Below are 16,836 nucleotides of genomic sequence, written 5' to 3'. Positions count from 1 at the left end.
CCGATGCGGCACAGCACGGCAGGGCCGTTGCACGGGTTGGCCGTTCAACGGCCGCCACGCCTCTCTCCGGGCTCCGCGCCGATGCGGGCCCGTCCGGCGGCCCCGGTGGCCGTCGACATGGCTTCGGTGGACATCGCCGAGGCCCTTTGGGCGGTCGATCTGCCGCAGGCCGGCGGTGCCCGTGGCCTGCCGTCCAGGACCAGGCAGGCCCTGCAGCGGGCCGTGCTGGAGGGCATGCGGGATTTCGCGGGGCAGGCGTACACCGTGGATTTCGACGAGATCACCGGTCGGGGCGGCATGCGTTTCGCGGCCGACCAGTCCAGCGCGGCCACCAAATGCTGGGACCACCTGGAGCACCCGCAGGTCCTTGCCGTCGTGCTGGGGTTTGCCGGCACGCGCATGGAGGACCCCGACGATCTGATGTGCGACCTCAAGTCGCAGATTCCGCGGGCCCATGCCAACCCGCTGGCCGCGGGCCTGCCCGATCTGGGACGGGTGGGCAGCGGCTGGCAGGAACGGTGGCACGCCGAGGCGATGGCGCCGCGCGCCAACGGGCTGGATTTGGCCGGCCTGCTGATGCGCTATGCCGCGATGGCGCGGGACAGCGACAAGACGCTCTCGGTCTCGGTGGTAGGCCACAGCCTGGGCGCGGCGGTGGCCACCCTGGCCAGCTTCGACATCGCGCATTTCCTGGACGCCAACGGCGCGCGTGGCAAGGTCAGCACCTACGCCTTCAACCCGCCGCGCCTGGGGATGGAGGCCGTCGCGCAGCGCTACGTCGCCCCGAAGACCGCAGGGGGCATGGCCTTTGCGCTGCGCCAGTTCACCCGGTCGCTGGACCCGATCCAGTCCATGCCGATGCTCATGCACCACCCGGGCTGGGTGGCGTCGGCACAGCCAGGGACCTACTCCGCGGCAGGTAATCCCCGGATCGTCACTTACCAGGACCGATGGGCGGATCGGATCAACCTGTCCGACAACCACGAGCTGCCCCAGTGGCAGCCCGTGATCGCATCGGCCATGCATCCGTCGGACCTGGAGCACCTCTTCGGCGCCGTGGCGCAACAGGTGCAGGCGCCTCCACCGCGGCCCGAGGCGCTCGGCACCTAGCGGCCGGGCCCATGCAGCGGAGCCTGTACCATGGGTTCGGCACCCGCGAACCGGCGGCAGTGGTTCTTGCCGTTCTGCTTGGCCTCGTACATGGCGTGATCGGCCTGGCGCAGCAGCAGGTCGGGGGTGTCGCCATCCAGCGGGTAGATGCTCAGGCCGATGCTGGCCGAGACGAATCCCTGACCGCGCGGCAGCGGCACGGGCTGGTGCACGGCCTGCAGCACCCGCGCCAGCAGGGGCGCGCAGTCGTCGGGGGATTGCAGCCCGCCGATCAGCAGCACCATCTCGTCGCCGCCCAGGCGCGCCAGCGTGTCCTCGGCGCGCAGATGCGACTGGATGCGGCGGCCCACCTCGACGAGCAACTGGTCGCCAGCGGCATGGCCGTGCTGGTCGTTCACGCGCTTGAAGCCGTCGAGGTCGAGGTAGCACACGGCCAGCAATTCGCGGTGCCGTTGCGCATGGGCGATCGCCAGCACCAGCCGGTCGGCGAGCAGGCGCCGGTTGGGCAGGCCGGTGAGGCTGTCGTACAGCGCGATGTGCTCCAGCTCCTGCTCGTGCGCCTTGATCTGGGTGATGTCACTGATGACCACGATGTAGTGGTGCGGGTAGCCTTCGTCGCCCAGCACCGCCGCGATGGACACGCGCTGCGGCACGGCACCCTGCGGACTGCGCCCGAGCAGTTCCCCCTGCCAGTAGCCCTGGGCCTGCACCGCATGCCACACACCGGGAAAGTCGAGATGCGGGGCGGCGGCGTAGAGCGTCTGCACGTGGCGCCCGAGGACATCGGTGCGGGACTCGCCCATCATCCGCTCGAACGCGGGATTGGCATCCACGATGAGGCGTTCGGCGTCCAGGATGAGCACCGCCTCGTAGCTGTGCGCGAACACGCTGGCGGCGATGCCCAGCCGCATCTCGGCCTCCTTCACGCCGCGCAGGTCGGTGACGAATCCCACGAACATCGGCCCCCCCGGCGCATCGGCGCGGCCGATGGCCAGCCGCAGCGGGAAGGTGCTGCCGTCGCGGTGCAGCCCCAGCACTTCGCGGCCCGTGCCGATGATGCGCGCCTCGCCGGTCTCCAGGTAGCGGCGCAGGTAGCCGTCGTGGGCGGCGCTGTCCGGCTGCGGCATGAGCATGCGGATGTTGCGGCCCAGCACGTCGGCGGGCGGCCAGCCGAAGATGCGCTCGGCCGAGCGGTTGTAGCTCTGCATCGTGCCTTCATGGTCGATGGTGATGATGCCGTCCACCGCCGTGTCCACCAGGGCGCGCAGGCGCGATTCGCTGCGGCGCACCTTGCGGTACATGTCGCGGTAGCGGATCAGTCCGTTGGACACGCCCGCGAAGATCCCCACCCCGGCCGTCACCAGCGCCACCGTCACCGCGAGCGCCTGCGTCCAGGCGTGGCTGTCCTGTAGTTCCGGGTCGGCCTGCCCGACGAAGCGGGCGGCCGCCATGGCGGTGTAGTGCATGCCCGAGATCGCCATGCCCATGATGCTGCCCGACAGCAGGGTGGCCTGCCAGTTGGACATGCCGCTGCGCTGGTGCACCGTGAAACGCACCCACAGCGCCAGCACGGCCAGGACGACCGCCACCACGATCGATGCGGCGAACCAGGCCGGGTCGTAGCGCAGGTCCGGTGCCATGCGCAGGGCTTCCATGCCGGCGTAGTGCATGGCGCCGATGCCCGCGCCCACGAGCAGTCCGCCCATGGCCAACTGCCGCCCGGTGACTTGCTGACGGACCAGCACGTTCAGCGCCACCCAGGAGGCGGCCAGGCCCGGCAGCATCGACAGGAGGGTGATGCCCACGTCGTAGCGCACCGCCACGCACAGGGTGAAGGCCAGCATGCCGATGAAGTGCATGGCCCAGATGCCCGCCCCCAGCGCGACGGCGGAGGTGGCCAAGGCCATCGTGCGGTGCACCGGTTCGTGGGTCAGCCGGGCTTGCCCCGCCAGGTGCAGGGCAAGGGTCGACGTGGCCACGGCCACCGCCACCGACAGCAGCACCAGCCACGGATCGTGCTGCGCCACCAGCAGGTCGGCAGGGGACTCTCCCAGCAAGAAAAACCGCTCCAGCATGCAAGCTCCTCCCGTGTGTCACCGGCCTTGGCCGTGGGGGATGGCTACCGCACGCGCGCGGTGCCATCGTTTATGGACAGGTGCATCATGAAGGCGATATCCCTGCGGGGCAAGCGCCGGATGTCTCTGGGGGTGCGGCCCACGGGCCGCGGCGCGGCTCAGGCGGCGGCCTGCAGCCCGTTGGCGAAGTGCTCGCGCATGGCGCAGGCGGCGGCCTGTGCGTCGTGCGCCTGCAGCGCGGCCAGCACCCGGCCGTGTTCGCGCAGCGATTCATCGATGCGGCCCTGCTTGAGCAGCGAGTTGTGACGGTTGAGCTTCATCACCTTGCGCAGGTCGGCCACCATCTGGTTGCGCCAGCGGTTGTCGGCCAGTTCCAGCACCCGCATGTGAAAGCGCTCGTTCACCGCAAAGAAGCGCTCGCGGTCGTCCACGCTGGCGGCCAGTTCGCGGTGCAGTCCTTCCAGCTCGCGAAGTTGCTCGGCCGTGGCGCTGGCGGCGACCACGCCGGCCGCATCGCTTTCCAGCAGCGCGAGCAGGTGGTACACGTCGCGCAGGTCCTTGTCGGACACCTCGGTCACGTAGGCGCCGCGGCGCACCTTCATCGTGACCAGCCCTTCGGCCGCGAGCACCTTGAGGGCCTCGCGCAGGGGCGTGCGGCTGATGCCGAACTCCTCGGCGATGCGCAGTTCGTCGATCCAGCTGCCGGGCTGCAGTTCGCGCCGGAAGATGCGCTGGCGCAGTTGCTCCGCCACCTCTTCGTAGAGGGCGCGGGGGGTGAGGGTGGCGGCTGACATGGCGGGAATGTACCGCAGAAAAACTATAAATTAATAATTACAGATTGGGTTAGACTCGCTTCACTGTGCCAAATCGTTGCAGCGCCACCGCGCTTTTCTCGCCACCCGTGAAGCCTTCCCAGATATGAGCAGCAACACCCAATTCCCCTCTTTTGCCCCCGCAGACCTCGCCGCGTGGACCCGGGCTGCCGCCAAGTCGGCCCCCGGTGGCGATGTCGCGGCGCTGAACTGGGTGACGCCCGACGGCATCACGGTCAAGCCGCTCTACACGGCCGAGGACACGGCGAACCTGCCTTACGCCAACACGCTGCCGGGTTTCGAGCCCTACCTGCGCGGCCCGCAGGCCACGATGTACGCGGTGCGGCCCTGGACGATCCGGCAGTACGCCGGCTTTTCCACGGCCGAGGAGTCCAACGCTTTCTACCGCAAGGCGCTGGCCGCCGGCGGACAGGGGGTGAGCGTGGCGTTCGACCTGGCCACGCACCGCGGCTACGACAGCGACCACCCGCGCGTCACGGGCGACGTGGGCAAGGCCGGCGTGGCGATCGATTCGGTGGAGGACATGAAGATCCTCTTCGACCAGATTCCGCTGGACAAGGTGAGCGTCTCCATGACGATGAACGGCGCCGTGCTGCCGGTGCTGGCCGGCTACGTGGTGGCCGCGGAAGAGCAGGGCGTGCGGCAGGACCAGCTGTCGGGAACCATTCAGAACGACATTCTGAAAGAGTTCATGGTGCGCAACACCTACATCTACCCGCCCAAGCCATCGATGCGCATCATCGGCGACATCATCGGCTATACGGCGCGGAACATGCCGAAGTTCAATTCCATCTCCATCAGCGGCTACCACATGCAGGAGGCGGGCGCCAACCAGGCGCTGGAGCTGGCCTTCACCCTGGCCGACGGCAAGGAGTACGTGAAGACGGCCATCGCCTCGGGGCTGGACGTGGACGAGTTCGCCGGGCGCCTGTCGTTCTTCTGGGCGATCGGCATGAACTTCTACCTGGAGGTGGCCAAGATGCGCGCCGCGCGCCTGCTGTGGTGCCGCATCATGAAGGCCACCGGCGCCAAGAACCCCAAGAGCCTGATGCTGCGCACCCACTGCCAGACCAGCGGCTGGAGCCTGACCGAGCAGGACCCCTACAACAACGTGGTGCGCACCACCATCGAGGCCATGGCCGCGGTGTTCGGCGGCACGCAGAGCCTGCATACCAACGCGCTGGACGAAGCCATCGCGCTGCCCACCGAGTTCTCGGCCCGCATCGCCCGCAACACGCAGCTCATCATCCAGGAAGAGACCCACATCACCAACGTGATCGACCCCTGGGCCGGCAGCTACATGATGGAAAAGCTCACGCAGGACATGGCCGATGCCGCGTGGACCATCATCGAAGAGGTCGAAGCCATGGGCGGCATGACCCAGGCGGTGGACAGCGGCTGGGCCAAGCTCAAGATCGAGGCCGCGGCCGCCGAGAAGCAGGCCCGCATCGATTCCGGCAAGGACGTGATCGTGGGCGTCAACAAGTACAAGCTGCACAAGGAAGACCCGGTCGACATCCTGCAGATCGACAACGTGAAGGTGCGCGACGGGCAGATCGCTCGCCTGAAAGCCATCCGCGAAAAGCGCGACGCCGCGCTGGTGCAGCAGGCGCTGGACGCGCTCACGGCCGCGGCGGAGAGCGGCGAAGGCAACCTGCTCGACCTGGCCATCCAGGCGATGCGCCTGCGCGCCACGGTGGGCGAGGTGTCCGACGCGCTGGAGAAGGTCTATGGCCGCCACCGCGCCGACACGCAGAAGGTGACAGGCGTGTATGCCGCCGCCTACGACTCGGCCGAAGGCTGGGAGCAGCTCAAGGCCGAGATCAACGAGTTCGCCGAGGCCGAAGGCCGCCGCCCGCGCGTGATGATCGCCAAGCTCGGCCAGGACGGGCACGACCGCGGCGCCAAGGTGGTGGCCACGGCCTTCGCCGACCTGGGGTTCGACGTGGACATGGGCCCGCTCTTCCAGACCCCCGAGGAATGCGCCCGCCAGGCCATCGAGAACGACGTGCACGCCGTGGGGGTCTCCACCCTGGCGGCGGGGCACAAGACGCTGGTGCCGGCCATCATCCAGTCGCTCAAGGACCAGGGCGCGGACGACATCATCGTCTTCGTGGGCGGCGTGATCCCGGTGCAGGACTACGACTTCCTATACGAAGCGGGCGTGAAGGGGGTCTATGGCCCCGGCACGCCGATCCCGGCCAGCGCCAAGGACGTGCTGGAGCAGATTCGCAAGGCCTTCGCGGCATGACGACGGCGACCGTCGGCCGGGCGCCTGCGCGCATGGCATGGCGCCGCGTGGAGGTGCCGCATTGACCGCCCCCGCATTCACCTGGCATCCGGTGGCCGAAGCGGACTTCGAGCCCATGCTGGCGCTGCGCATCGCGGCCATGCGCGAGAGCCTGGAGCGCGTGGGCCGCTACACGCCCGAGCGCTCGCGCGAGCGGCTGCGCGCGGCTTTCACCCCCGAGCACATGCAGCACCTGGTCGCATCCGACGGGCGGCGCATGGGCTTCGTCACCGTGCGGCCCGAGGGCGACCGGGCGCTGCGGCTGCAGCACCTGTACCTGCACCCGGACTGGCAGGGCGCCGGCGTGGGCGCCGCCGTGCTGGCCCAGGTGCAGGACCGCGCGCGCCGCGAACGGGCCGTGCTGCGCGTGACCGCGCTGCAGCGCAGCGATGCCAACCGCTTCTACCAGCGCCACGGCTTCGTGCAGACGGGCGAGGAAGACGTGGACGTGCACTACGAGTGGCGGCCCGAGGAGGGTGCCGAATGAGCGCGCCCCTGCCTTCGCCCGCTTCTTTACCCGCTTCTGCGGCGGTGGCTTCGCCCCATCGGCCACCTTCGGCCGGCGGCTGGCTGGACGGCATCCTCCACGGCGCCCAGGCCGTGCAGCGCCGGGCCATGTCCAAGGCGATCACGCTGCTGGAATCGACCCGCGCCGACCACCGCGCGCAGGGCGACGAGCTGCTCACCGCCTTGCTGCCGCACACCGGCCAGTCGTTTCGCCTGGGGATCAGCGGCGTGCCCGGCGTGGGCAAATCCACCTTCATCGAAGTGCTGGGCCTGCACCTCATCGGCCTGGGCCACCGCGTGGCCGTGCTCACCATCGACCCGTCGTCCACCGTGTCGGGCGGCTCCATCCTGGGCGACAAGACCCGCATGGAACACCTGTCCATGCACGAGAAGGCCTACATCCGTCCCAGCCCGTCCAGCGGCACCCTGGGCGGCGTGGCCGAGAAGACGCGCGAGGCCATGCTGGTGTGCGAGGCCGCCGGCTACGACATCGTCATGGTGGAGACCGTCGGCGTGGGCCAGAGCGAGATCGCCGTGGCGGGCATGACCGACATGTTCGTGCTGCTGCAGCTGCCCAACGCGGGCGACGACCTGCAGGCCATCAAGAAGGGCGTGATGGAGATCGCCGACCTGGTCGTCATCAACAAGGCCGACATCGACCCGCATGCCGCCACCCGGGCCGAGGCGCAGATCACCTCCAGCCTGCGGCTGCTGAGCCAGCACGGCAACCCCGAGCGCTCGCTGGGCCACCCCCGCCACGCGCCGGCAGCGGGCCACGGCGCGGTGCCGGCCGAAAGCGAACCGGCACCGGTTCAGGCCGATGCCGCCCCGTGGCAGCCCAAGGTGCTGCAGATCAGCGCGCTGCAGGGCCAGGGCCTGCAGGCCTTCTGGGCCGCCGTGAGCCAGTTCCGCCAACTGCAGACCGCCAGCGGCCGGCTCGCCCGCCGCCGCGAAAGGCAGGCCCTGGCCTGGATGTGGGAACGCATCGAGGCGGGCCTGCGGCATGCGTTCCGCCAGCACCCCGAGGTGCGTGCACTGCTGCCCACGCTGCAGGCGGACGTGGCGGCCGGGCGCATCGCCGCGTCCACTGCCGCACGGAATCTGCTCGCAGCACAAGAAAACTCCCGGCATACTGCTATTAAATAAATAGCAAAAGAATCACCACCGAAAGAGCGACCCATGCAAGACATCCTCGAACAACTGGAGCAAAAGCGCCAACTCGCCCGCCAGGGCGGCGGTCAAAAGCGCATCGACGCGCAGCACAAGAAGGGCAAGCTCACCGCGCGCGAGCGCATCGAGCTGCTGCTGGACGACGGTACGTTCGAGGAATGGGACATGTTCGTGGAGCACCGCTGCACCGACTTCGGCATGGAAGGCCAGAAGATTCCCGGCGACGGCGTGGTGACCGGCTACGGCATGATCAACGGCCGCCTCGTCTTCGTCTTCAGCCAGGACTTCACCGTGTTCGGCGGCGCGCTGTCGGAAACGCATGCCGAGAAGATCTGCAAGGTGATGGACCAGGCCATGAAGGTGGGCGCGCCGGTGATCGGGCTCAACGATTCGGGCGGCGCGCGCATCCAGGAGGGCGTGGCCTCGCTCGGCGGCTATGCCGACGTGTTCCAGAAGAACGTGCTGGCCAGCGGCGTGATCCCCCAGATCAGCATGATCATGGGCCCCTGCGCCGGCGGCGCCGTGTACTCGCCCGCCATGACCGACTTCATCTTCATGGTCAAGGACAGCAGCTACATGTTCGTGACCGGCCCCGAGGTGGTCAAGACGGTCACCCACGAGGAGGTCACGGCCGAGGAGCTGGGCGGCGCCGGCACCCACACCACCCGCAGCGGCGTGGCCGACATGGCGTTCGAGAACGACGTCGAGGCGCTGATGATGCTTCGCCGCCTGTACAACTACCTGCCGCTCAACAACCGCGAAAAGCCGCCCGTGCGCCCGAGCAACGACCCGGCCGACCGCATGGACCGCAGCCTCGACACGCTGGTGCCCGAGAACCCCAACAAGCCCTACGACATGAAGGAGCTGATCACCAAGGTGGTGGACGACGGCGACTTCTTCGAGCTGCAGCCCGACTACGCCAGGAACATCGTCATCGGCCTGGCGCGCATGGAAGGGCAGACCGTGGGCATCGTCGCCAACCAGCCGCTGGTGCTGGCCGGCTGCCTGGACATCAAGAGCAGCATCAAGGCCGCGCGCTTCGTGCGGTTCTGCGACGCGTTCAACATCCCCGTGGTCACCTTCGTGGACGTGCCCGGCTTCATGCCCGGCACGTCGCAGGAGTACGGCGGCATCATCAAGCACGGCGCCAAGCTGCTGTACGCGTATGCCGAGTGCACCGTGCCCAAGATCACCGTCATCACCCGCAAGGCCTACGGCGGCGCCTACGACGTGATGAGCTCCAAGCACCTGCGCGGCGACGTCAACCTGGCGTGGCCCAACGCCGAGATCGCGGTGATGGGTGCCAAGGGCGCTGTGGAAATCATCTTCCGCGAGGACAAGAACGACCCCGCCAAGCTCGCCGCCCGCGAGGCCGAGTACAAGCAGCGCTTTGCCAACCCCTTCGTGGCCAGCGCCCGCGGCTTCATCGACGACGTGATCCTGCCGCACGAGACGCGCAAGCGCATCTGCCGCAGCCTGGTGATGCTGCAGGGCAAGAAGCTGGAGAACCCCTGGCGCAAGCACGGGAACATTCCGCTGTGAGCGATGCCCGCCCCATGAAAACCGTCTGGATCGTCGATGGCGCCTACCTCTTCAACTACGGCAAGGGCCGGCCCTTCGACTACCTGAAGCTCAAGAACGAGATCACGCGCCTGAACGGCGGGCCGATCCACGAGAGCTACTACCTGAACTCGGCGAGCGATCCGTCCACCGACGCCCAGAACGCGTTCCACTCCTGGATCAAGACCGCGCCGCCCATCGGGCCGAAGTTCCGGGTGCAGCTCTACAAGCTCAAGCGCATGCACGCCAACTGCCCCAACTGCAGCCACCAGTTCGACCGCTCGGTGCAAAAGGGCGTGGACGTGGGCATCGCCACGCTGATCATCAAGCTCGCGGCCCAGAACGTGTACGACCGGCTGATCCTCTCCGCCGGCGACGGGGACTTCGAAGACGCCATCTCCTACGTGAAGTCCGAGCTGCACAAGGAGGTGTGGGTCTCGGGCTCCACCTCCAACCTCTCGCCCGACCTGCAGTCGTACTCGGACAACGTGCTCTGGATGGAAGACATGAGCCCGGCCATCGACCGGCACGCATGAGCCCCGTGCCGCGAGACAGACAGACAAAAAAGACGCAAGACACCGCCCGTTAGAACACCTCCACTCCCCAACACCATGTTCACCAAAATCCTGATCGCCAACCGGGGCGAAATCGCGTGCCGGGTCATCGCCACCGCCAAGAAGATGGGCATCGCCACCGTGGCCGTGTATTCCGACGCAGACAAGGAGGCGCGCCACGTCAAGCTGGCCGACGAGGCCGTGCACATCGGGGCGGCGCCCAGCCGCGAGAGCTACCTGCAGGCCGACCGCATCATCGCCGCCTGCAAGCAGACCGGGGCGCAGGCCGTGCACCCGGGCTACGGCTTCCTGTCGGAAAACGAAGCCTTCGCCAAGCGCGTGGAGGAGGAGGGCATCGTCTTCATCGGCCCCAAGCACCATTCCATCGCCGCCATGGGCGACAAGATCGCCTCCAAGAAACTGGCGAACGAGGCGCAGGTCAGCACCATTCCGGGCTGGAACGACGCCATCGAATCGGCCGAGCGCGCGGTGGAGATCGCCCGCGACATCGGCTACCCCGTGATGATCAAGGCATCCGCCGGCGGCGGCGGCAAGGGCCTGCGCGTGGCCTACAACGACAAGGAGGCGCTGGAGGGTTTCACCTCGTGCCGCAACGAGGCGCGCAACAGCTTTGGCGACGACCGCATCTTCATCGAGAAGTTCGTGCAGGAGCCGCGCCACATCGAGATCCAGGTGCTGGGCGACAGCCAGGGCAACGTGATCTACCTGAACGAGCGCGAATGCTCCATCCAGCGCCGCCACCAGAAGGTGATCGAGGAGGCGCCGTCCCCCTTCATCTCCGACGCGACGCGCAAGGCCATGGGCGAGCAGGCCGTGGCCCTGGCCAAGGCGGTGAACTACCAGAGCGCCGGCACGGTGGAGTTCGTGGTCGGCAAGGACCAGGACTTCTACTTTCTGGAGATGAACACGCGCCTGCAGGTGGAGCACCCGGTGACGGAATGCATCACCGGCCTGGACCTGGTCGAGCTGATGATCCGCGTGGCCGCCGGCGAGCCGCTGCCGCTCACCCAGGCCGACGTCCGGCGCGATGGCTGGGCCATCGAGTGCCGCATCAACGCCGAAGACCCGTTCCGCAACTTTCTGCCCTCCACCGGCCGCCTGGTGCGCTTTCAGCCACCGGAGGAGTCGATGTTCCAGGCCGACACCACCAAAAAGCTGGGCGTGCGGGTGGACACGGGCGTGTACGAGGGCGGCGAGATCCCCATGTACTACGACTCGATGATCGCCAAGCTCATCGTGCACGGCCAGGACCGGGAGGACGCCATCCACAAGATGCGCGCCGCGCTCAACGGGTTCGTGATCCGCGGCGTGGGCAGCAACATCCCGTTCCAGGCCGCGCTGCTGGCCCATCCGCGTTTCGTGGCGGGCGACTTCAACACCGGCTTCATCGCCGAGAACTACAGCCAGGGCTTTGCCTCGCAGGACGTGCCGCACGACGATCCGCTGTTCCTGGTGGCGCTGGCGGCGTACATGAACCGCCGCTACCGCGCGCGTGCCTCGGGCATCAGCGGGCAGCTGGCCGGCCACAACGTGAAGGTGGGCGAGCAGTTCGTGGTGGTGGTGATGGGGCAAGAAGGGCGCAACGAGCACCACGCGGTGTCGGTGACGGACTTCCAGGGCAGCTCGGGCTCCAGCGCCGTGTCGGTGGGCGGCAAGAGTTACCAGATCGGCAGCGCGGCCACGCTGGGCCAGATCCGCGTGCAGGGCCAGTGCAACGGCGCGGGCTTCACGGCGCAGGTCGAGCGCGGCACGCCGCGCAGCCCGCTCGCGCTGCGCATCTCGCACAACGGCACGCAGATCGATGCCATCGTGCTGTCGCCCCTCGGCGCTCGCCTGCACCAGCTCATGCCGTACAAGGCGCCGCCGGACCTGAGCAAGTTCCTGCTGTCGCCCATGCCCGGGCTGCTGGTCGACGTGGCGGTGCAGCCCGGCCAGGCGGTGCAGGCCGGTGAAAAGCTCGCGGTGATCGAGGCCATGAAGATGGAGAACATCCTGTTCGCCACCCAGGACGGCATCGTGGGCAAGGTGGTGGCTGGCAAGGGCGAGTCGCTGGCGGTGGACCAGGTGATCCTGGAATTCCAGTGATCCCCGTGCGCGGTGGCGCGGGCGGGGCGGGCAAGGCCCGAACCGGCCGGCACCGCGTGGCGCATGCCTGTGGATGGCACGCTATGGATCAGGCCCATTTTGGCCTGCGGCGCATATTCCACTAGGGCATATTGCTATAAAAATCATAGTAAACCGTTTTTGGAGCCTGCATGGCAAATCCCATCACCGCACGTCCGTTCAAGGTTCTCGGCATCCAGCAAGTCGCCATCGGCGGCACCGACAAGGAGCGCATGAAGGCGCTGTGGGTGGATATGCTGGGCCTCGAACAGACCGGCACCTTCCGCAGCGAGCGCGAGAACGTCGACGAAGACATCCTGGCCATGGGCCGGGGCGCGCATGCGGTGGAGGTGGACCTGATGCAGCCACTGGACGTGGACAAGAAGCCGGCCGTGCACACCACGCCGCTCAACCACATCGGCCTGTGGATCGACGACCTGCCGCGCGCGGTGGAATGGCTCACGGCCCAGGGGGTGCGCTTCGCGCCCGGTGGCATTCGCCAGGGTGCGGCGGGGCACGACATCACCTTTTTGCACCCCAAATCCAGCGCGGAGTTTCCGATCGCGGGCGAGGGGGTGCTCATCGAGCTGGTGCAGGCCCCCAAAGACGTGATCGCGGCGCTGGGCTGACGAATCGGCAGGTATTGCCTGCCGCCCTCCAGCGGCACTGGCGCCAACTGCATGCAACTCCGGGCATGGCTGCACAGTCAGGCGAGGTGTTTTCGGAAAGATGGCCATGGTTTCGCGACAGAAGGCGACACGGGTTTTGCGCCTGTGCGATCGTGCGGGCAATGTCGCGCAACCTCGGTTAAAAAGCCCGATCACTGGCCGGCCGTTGACTGCAGATAACGGCACTCCATTCCGCTCGGGTTTGTGAGGCATGGATCTGGATTTGCGCCGCCGGCTCCGCCAGAATCTGCGCCTGCCACGACCGGCCAGATGCCGGACTGCCGAAAAACCAGACGAGAAAGGGCCCGCCCACCATGCCAACCACCGCTGTCCCACCCACCCCCGCCGCGGCGCAAGCCGTGCAACTGCATCGCCGTCCGCCGGTCGCGCAGGTGCCCGCCGGGCCCTGGTCCGTCGAGGCCATCCAGGCGCTGCTGGACAAACCGTTCATGGACCTGATGTTTCAGGCCCAGAGCGTGCACCGCGAGCACTGGCCTGCCGGCGACATCGAACTGGCCACGCTGCTGTCGGTGAAGACCGGCGGCTGCCCCGAGAACTGCGGCTATTGCCCGCAGTCGGCCGAGTTCGACACCGGCGTGAAAGCCGAGAAGCTGATGAGTGTGCAGGAGGTGACTGCCGCGGCCCAGGCCGCCAAGGATGCCGGTGCCACCCGCTTTTGCATGGGCGCCGCCTGGCGCGCCCCCAAGGACCGCGACATCGAGAAAGTGAGCGAGCTGATCGGCGCCGTCAAAGGGCTGGGCATGCAGACCTGCGCCACGCTGGGCATGCTCGAATCGCACCAGGCGCAGGCGCTGAAAGACGCCGGGCTCGACTACTACAACCACAACCTGGACACCGCGCCCGAGTACTACACCGACGTGGTCAGCACCCGCGCCTACCAGGACCGGCTCGACACCCTGCAGCACGTGCGCGGCGCCGGCATCAGCGTATGCTGCGGCGGCATCGTGGGCATGGGCGAGGCGCCGGTGCACCGGGCCGGCCTGCTCGCCCAGCTCGCCAATCTGAATCCTTACCCCGAATCGGTGCCCATCAACAGCCTGGTGCGCGTGCCCGGCACCCCGCTGGCCGACAGCGAACCGGTGGACCCGCTGGACTTCGTGCGGGTGATCGCCGTGGCGCGCATCACCATGCCCAAGGCCCGCGTGCGCCTGTCGGCCGGCCGCCAGCAGATGGGCGATGCCGTGCAGGCGCTGTGCTTCATGGCGGGCGCCAATTCGATCTTCTACGGCGACAAGCTGCTGGTCACCGGCAACCCGGAGGGCGAGGCCGATGTGAAGCTGCTGGCCAAGCTTGGGCTGAAGGGCCACCGCACCACCCGCACCGAAACGGACGAACTGCCACTGCAGGCCTGACCGGCCCTGCCGCCGCAGCTCACGCCTTCGGCGTGAACTGCAGCAGGCGCATGGCGCCCGCGATCGACACCGCCGCGCCGGCATAGCCCTCCCAGGGGGTGTTGCCGGTGCGCAGCCGCTCGTCCACATTGCGCACGGTCCACTCTGCGCTGCCCGTCAGGGTTTCCAACTCCTTCCAGGCCAGCGGCACCGAGATGCCCAGGCCCGGCCGCGAGCGCGCCGACCAGGCGCAGACCGTGGTGGCGCTCAATCCGTTGCGCAGGTAGTCCACGAACACCTTGCCCACGCGGTTGCGGGGCCCGCTCTTGGCCACGAACAGGGCCGGAATGGTGCGGGCCATGTGCTGCACGATGGCTTGCGAAAATGCCTTGACCGTATCCCAGTCGTGCCGGCGCTGGATGGGCACCACCACGTGCAGGCCCTTGCCGCCGCTGGTCTTGAGGAACGACGGCAGGCCGAGTTCGGTGAGCATCACGCGCATCAGGGTGGCCGCCTCCTGCATGCGGTCCCAGGCCAGGCCCTCACCGGGATCGAGGTCGAACGTCATGCGGTCGGGCCGGTCGATGCGGTCCTTGCGGGCATTCCAGGTGTGGAACTCCACCGTGTTCATCTGCGCAGCGGCCAATAGGCCCTCCGGCCCCACCAGCTCCAGCAGCGGCGGATGGCCGGGGTAGAGCGAGGCCTTGAGCGGCTGCACGCCCTGCAGGCTGCCTTGCTCCTGGTGGCGCTGAAAGAACAGCTCGCCACCGACACCGGCCGGCGCCCGCACCAGCGAGACCGGGCGCAGGTGCAGGTGCTCCATCATCAGCGGCGCTACCAGCGCGTAATAGCGCACCAGATCGATCTTGGTGGTGCCCGATTCCGGGTCGATGACGCGGTCGGCATGGGTCACGCGCAGGGTGTCCGCTCGCGCGGTCGAGGGCTTGGCGTGGGTGGCGGACTTGGCCAGCGCCTTGGCGGGAAGAGGGCGCTCGTGCACGATGTCCTTGGCGGGCTTGTCGTGCCGCAGGCCTCGGAACACGGCGTGGCGGATGCGTTCGCTGTGCGTCCAGTTGGCGAAGGCCACCTCCGCCAGCAATTGCGGCCGCACCCAATGCACCTTGGCCGCGCCCCGGGCTGCGTTGGCGAACGGGCTCTTGGAAGTCGTCAGCGCCTCCAGGCGCTCGCGCAACTGCGCCAGGCTGCGCTCGTTGAACCCAGTGCCGACATTGCCCACGTAGCGCAGGCTCCCGTCTTCGTCCTGCACGCCCAGCAGCAGCGCGCCGATGCCGTTGCGCGTGCCCCTGGGCTCGGTGTAGCCGCCGATCACGAACTCCTGGCGCTGGCCGCATTTGAGCTTGATCCAGTCCGCCGAGCGTTGCGAGACATACGGCGCGCTCCTGCGCTTGCCGATCACCCCTTCAAAGCCGAGTCGGCAGGCCGAAGCGATGAGTTGGCCCGGGGCCGCATCGAAGGCCTCGCTGAAGCGCACGGTCTGGCCCTCGCCCCCGGGAAGGATGGCGCGCAGGGCCTCGCGGCGGTCCGTGACGGGCAGCGCGCGCAGATCCGCCCCGTTCACGAAAGGCAGGTCGAACGCATAGAAAACCAGCCCTGCCGCGGTGCCGTTCTCGAACGCATTCTGCAGCGCCTGAAAGTCCGGCATGCCCTGGCGGTCCATCACCACGATCTCGCCATCGATCCAGCCGCTGTCGATGGGAAGCGCCTTCAGGGCCTTCACGAGGTCGGGCATCTTGTGGCCCCAGTCGTTGCCATTGCGGGTGAACAGCCGCACCTTGCCATGGTCGATACGCGCGAGCAGCCGGTAGCCGTCGAACTTGAGTTCGAACAGCCAGTCGGCCAGATCGGGCGGCGGGCCCTGGACCAGCGTGGCGAGCTGGGGTTTGAGCTCGGCCGGCAACGGGGCCTTGACCGCTTGGGCGGCTTTGGCGCCTCGGGCGGCCTTCGTTGCCCGCGTCTTGCCGGGCCGAGGCGCTTGGTCTGGCACGCCAGGGAGATCGGGCAGGGCGCTCACGCTGTCGGGCATGTCTTGCACCACGTCGAACTCGGCCGCCGGGCGCTCCAGGCCGTCGTGCTCCTTGATCAGCAGCCATGCGGGCTGCCGCTCCTGCTTGGCCCCCCGGGAGCGCATTCGCACCAGCGTCCACCGCCCCTGCAGCTTGTGGCCGTGGATCTCGAACTTGAGCTTGCCGGCCCGGTAGCCCTTCACCGGATCTTCCAGCGGCACCCAGTAGCCCTTGTCCCAGATGATGACCTTGCCCGCCCCGTACTGCCGCGCCGGGATCTGCCCTTCGAACTGGTTGTAGGCGATCGGGTGGTCCTCCACCTGCACCGCCATGCGCTTGTCGGCCGGATCGAAGCTGGGCCCCTTGGGCACGGCCCAGCTTTTCATGGTGCCCTCCAGCTCCAGGCGCAGGTCGTAGTGCAGCCGGGTGGCCCAGTGCTTGTGGATCACGTAGCGCAGCGCATCGGCGGGCGCCTCGGCCCCTCCGCGCGGTTCGGGGGTGATCGAGAAGTCGCGCTTTTGTTCATACAGCGCGAGGGCGTCGGGGGTGATGTGGGGGCGGGCCATGTT

12 protein-coding genes are annotated in these 16,836 nt (G+C 68.2%); 9 read left to right on the top strand and 3 right to left on the bottom strand.

Going from position 1 to position 16,836, the window contains the following annotated elements; translation table 11 throughout:
- Positions 1 to 81 precede the first annotated feature (81 nt).
- Positions 82 to 1,110 carry a XopAP family type III secretion system effector gene (gene xopAP / locus AVAK2825_RS14015; RefSeq protein ID WP_284399740.1) on the top strand — a complete coding sequence of 343 codons (1,029 nt, stop codon included), beginning with the start codon at positions 82 to 84 and terminating at the stop codon, positions 1,108 to 1,110.
- Here the strand turns inward: xopAP and AVAK2825_RS14010 are convergent.
- Together AVAK2825_RS14010 and AVAK2825_RS14005 are read right to left on the bottom strand one after the other, a co-directional pair.
- Positions 1,107 to 3,185 carry a sensor domain-containing diguanylate cyclase gene (locus AVAK2825_RS14010; RefSeq protein WP_284399736.1) on the bottom strand — a complete coding sequence of 693 codons (2,079 nt, stop codon included), beginning with the start codon at positions 3,183 to 3,185 and terminating at the stop codon, positions 1,107 to 1,109. The genes xopAP and AVAK2825_RS14010 overlap by 4 nt on opposite strands.
- Positions 3,186 to 3,343: 158 nt before the next feature.
- Entirely contained in the window at positions 3,344 to 3,979 is a 636-nt protein-coding gene (locus tag AVAK2825_RS14005; protein ID WP_284399734.1) for a GntR family transcriptional regulator, read from the bottom strand.
- A gap of 124 nt (positions 3,980 to 4,103) precedes the next feature.
- Here AVAK2825_RS14005 and scpA point away from each other — a divergent pair, with 124 nt between their 5' ends.
- The 8 genes from scpA to bioB all read left to right on the top strand — a co-directional run bounded on the left by scpA (position 4,104) and on the right by bioB (position 14,264).
- Positions 4,104 to 6,269 (top strand): methylmalonyl-CoA mutase, encoded by a 2,166-nt coding sequence (gene scpA / locus AVAK2825_RS14000; protein WP_284399732.1) that lies wholly within the window; start codon positions 4,104 to 4,106, stop codon positions 6,267 to 6,269.
- A 61-nt stretch (positions 6,270 to 6,330) separates the two neighbouring features.
- Positions 6,331 to 6,795: a GNAT family N-acetyltransferase gene (locus AVAK2825_RS13995; RefSeq protein WP_349817172.1), complete on the top strand. Its 465-nt coding sequence runs from the start codon at positions 6,331 to 6,333 to the stop codon at positions 6,793 to 6,795.
- A gap of 128 nt (positions 6,796 to 6,923) precedes the next feature.
- Positions 6,924 to 7,961, top strand: coding sequence for a methylmalonyl Co-A mutase-associated GTPase MeaB (gene meaB / locus AVAK2825_RS13990; RefSeq protein ID WP_502870544.1), 1,038 nt, complete (start codon positions 6,924 to 6,926; stop codon positions 7,959 to 7,961).
- 33 nt (positions 7,962 to 7,994) lie between these two features.
- Positions 7,995 to 9,527: an acyl-CoA carboxylase subunit beta gene (locus AVAK2825_RS13985; RefSeq protein WP_272569492.1), complete on the top strand. Its 1,533-nt coding sequence runs from the start codon at positions 7,995 to 7,997 to the stop codon at positions 9,525 to 9,527.
- A 14-nt stretch (positions 9,528 to 9,541) separates the two neighbouring features.
- Positions 9,542 to 10,081 carry an NYN domain-containing protein gene (locus tag AVAK2825_RS13980; protein ID WP_272569491.1) on the top strand — a complete coding sequence of 180 codons (540 nt, stop codon included), beginning with the start codon at positions 9,542 to 9,544 and terminating at the stop codon, positions 10,079 to 10,081.
- Between the two features lie 75 nt (positions 10,082 to 10,156).
- Positions 10,157 to 12,205, top strand: coding sequence for an acetyl-CoA carboxylase biotin carboxylase subunit (locus AVAK2825_RS13975; protein WP_284399726.1), 2,049 nt, complete (start codon positions 10,157 to 10,159; stop codon positions 12,203 to 12,205).
- A 170-nt stretch (positions 12,206 to 12,375) separates the two neighbouring features.
- The gene (locus AVAK2825_RS13970; protein ID WP_284399723.1) at positions 12,376 to 12,852 is read left to right on the top strand and encodes a VOC family protein; all 477 of its coding nucleotides are present in this window, start codon (positions 12,376 to 12,378) and stop codon (positions 12,850 to 12,852) included.
- 353 nt (positions 12,853 to 13,205) lie between these two features.
- Complete coding sequence (gene bioB / locus AVAK2825_RS13965; RefSeq protein WP_284399720.1) at positions 13,206 to 14,264, top strand: biotin synthase BioB; 1,059 nt, start codon at positions 13,206 to 13,208, stop codon at positions 14,262 to 14,264.
- A 19-nt stretch (positions 14,265 to 14,283) separates the two neighbouring features.
- Here the strand turns inward: bioB and ligD are convergent, their stop codons facing one another.
- Positions 14,284 to 16,833, bottom strand: coding sequence for a DNA ligase D (ligD, locus tag AVAK2825_RS13960; RefSeq protein WP_284399718.1), 2,550 nt, complete (start codon positions 16,831 to 16,833; stop codon positions 14,284 to 14,286).
- Between the last annotated feature and the right edge of the window lie 3 nt (positions 16,834 to 16,836).

The sequence above is a fragment of the Acidovorax sp. SUPP2825 genome (assembly GCF_030158995.1).
GTDB lineage: Bacteria > Pseudomonadota > Gammaproteobacteria > Burkholderiales > Burkholderiaceae_C > Paracidovorax.
The sequence above is the reverse complement of the archived record's forward strand: the minus strand, read 5'-3'. Positions and strand labels throughout refer to the sequence as shown.

What these genes read in the sequence shown, in the direction of transcription:
- xopAP (WP_284399740.1), top strand. Translation starts at nt 82, where the DNA reads ATGCGGGCCCGTCCGGCGGCCCCGGTGGCCGTCGACATGGCTTCGGTG.
- AVAK2825_RS14010 (WP_284399736.1), bottom strand. Translation starts at nt 3,185, where the DNA reads ATGCTGGAGCGGTTTTTCTTGCTGGGAGAGTCCCCTGCCGACCTGCTG.
- AVAK2825_RS14005 (WP_284399734.1), bottom strand. Translation starts at nt 3,979, where the DNA reads ATGTCAGCCGCCACCCTCACCCCCCGCGCCCTCTACGAAGAGGTGGCG.
- scpA (WP_284399732.1), top strand. Translation starts at nt 4,104, where the DNA reads ATGAGCAGCAACACCCAATTCCCCTCTTTTGCCCCCGCAGACCTCGCC.
- meaB (WP_502870544.1), top strand. Translation starts at nt 6,924, where the DNA reads ATGTCCAAGGCGATCACGCTGCTGGAATCGACCCGCGCCGACCACCGC.
- AVAK2825_RS13985 (WP_272569492.1), top strand. Translation starts at nt 7,995, where the DNA reads ATGCAAGACATCCTCGAACAACTGGAGCAAAAGCGCCAACTCGCCCGC.
- AVAK2825_RS13980 (WP_272569491.1), top strand. Translation starts at nt 9,542, where the DNA reads ATGAAAACCGTCTGGATCGTCGATGGCGCCTACCTCTTCAACTACGGC.
- AVAK2825_RS13975 (WP_284399726.1), top strand. Translation starts at nt 10,157, where the DNA reads ATGTTCACCAAAATCCTGATCGCCAACCGGGGCGAAATCGCGTGCCGG.
- AVAK2825_RS13970 (WP_284399723.1), top strand. Translation starts at nt 12,376, where the DNA reads ATGGCAAATCCCATCACCGCACGTCCGTTCAAGGTTCTCGGCATCCAG.
- bioB (WP_284399720.1), top strand. Translation starts at nt 13,206, where the DNA reads ATGCCAACCACCGCTGTCCCACCCACCCCCGCCGCGGCGCAAGCCGTG.
- ligD (WP_284399718.1), bottom strand. Translation starts at nt 16,833, where the DNA reads ATGGCCCGCCCCCACATCACCCCCGACGCCCTCGCGCTGTATGAACAA.